Origin of the sequence: Mesorhizobium sp. B2-4-1 (genome assembly GCF_006442185.1) — a bacterium.
Classification (GTDB): domain Bacteria; phylum Pseudomonadota; class Alphaproteobacteria; order Rhizobiales; family Rhizobiaceae; genus Mesorhizobium.
In genome coordinates this window covers 1-1,674 of sequence record NZ_VFVN01000026.1, presented here as the reverse complement: position 1 = coordinate 1,674, position 1,674 = coordinate 1, and the positions used below count along the sequence as shown (strand labels likewise).

Annotated in this window: 1 protein-coding gene; it reads left to right on the top strand. The window is 65.5% G+C overall.

The annotated features are described in order from the left end of the window. On the top strand, positions 1 to 1,674 hold a 1,674-nt coding region (locus tag FJ949_RS30495; RefSeq protein ID WP_224647560.1), incomplete at both ends, for a DUF5801 repeats-in-toxin domain-containing protein.

The window sequence follows — 1,674 nt, the reverse complement described above, 5'->3', positions numbered from 1 at the left end:
TTCGACGATGACGGGCCGAAGGTGACGGCTGTCGCCGCCACCGGCGTTACGGTAGCGCTTGACGAGACGGCGACCACGAGCACCCCGGCTGGGATCGACACTGGTACGGTCACCAAGGGCGAGGATCCCGATGTCGGCGGCACCGGCGCGATCGCGCACGGCACCAGCGACAGTGCCTTCGTCAACATCACGGCGCTGTTCGGCGCCGACGGTCCGGCCGTTTCGGGCAGCACCGTCTATGCGCTAAGCGTCACCAATGCGGTCTCCGGCCTTGCCGTCACCGACGGCTCGCTGATCACCTTGCAGACGCTGGCCAACGGCGTCGTGGTCGGCGTCGTGCAGGGCGGAACGTTCAATGGCGATGCGGCGTTCGCGCTGTCGATCGATCCGGCCACCGGCAAGGTGACCGTCGAGCAATATCTGTCGCTTCATCATTCGGACGCCTCCAATCCGGACGACACGGTGGTGCTGGGCCTGCATTCGGTCGCAGTGAGTGTGACCGTCACGGATGGCGACGGCGACACCGCCAGCGCCAGCGCCGATGTCTCGGGCCAGATCAGCTTCGACGACGATGGCCCGAGCCTGACCATCTCGCAGCCGAACGGTGCCTTGAACGGCCTGTTCCTGGACGGCTTCGTTCCCAATGGCGACGCCTGGGGCGCCGGCAGCGGCACCACGACCGGTCCCGCCGGCGCCTGGACCGTCACGGCTTCGCCCTACGAAGGCGCCAGCAGCATCGAATTGCAGAAGGTCGGTGACGGCTATCGCGGTGCAGACAGCCCGACCAACAGCGTTATGGTCGACCTCGAGGCCAGCCCCGGCAACATCCAGATCTCGCAGACCATGCTGCTCAGCGCCGGCGAATACCGCATCTCCTTCGAGATCGGCGCCGCCAACGACACCAGCCTCCTACACAGCGCCAAGCTCGAAGTGCTGTGGAACGGCGTCTCGGTCGGAACCTACGATCCCACGTCGGGCGTCATGCAGACCATCGCCATCGACGTCACGGCGACGGCCGGCGACAACTCACTGACGTTCCGTGAAATCGGCGAAGCAGGCGACAACACCGGCACCTTCCTTGCCAACATCAAGGTCGGCGACATCATCGTTATCGACGAGACCGCAGGTGTCGATGCCGATTCCGACGACACCACCGATCCTGCCGTGGCGGCCCTGTTTGCCGGCGTCAATGCCGGGACCGATCCCGACATGCCGCTGCACCAATATGCGCAAGGCAGCGGCGGCGTCGTGAACGCCACGGCGCTGTTCGGCGCCGACGGACCGGCAGCGAAAGCTTCGCTCGTCTATGCGCTCACCCTTGCCAGCAATACGGGCGTGGATTCCGGCCTGAAGACCACCGATGGCCACGCAATCTCGCTGTTCAACGACGGCAACGGCCACATCATCGGCGTCTATGACGCCAACAACAACGGCGTTACCGCCACCGATAAGGTCGCCTTCGCCCTGCATGTCGATGCCGCCACCGGCCAGGTCGCGGTTGCGCAATACGTCTCGCTCCACCATCCCGACACCAGCAGCAACGACGAGGGCATCGCGCTCGGCGCCGGTTCGGTCTCGGTCACCGTCACGGCGACCGATGGCGACGGCGACCACGTCACACAAAGCGCCGACATCTCCCAGACCATCGTCTTCGAGGATGATGGGCCGAAGGTC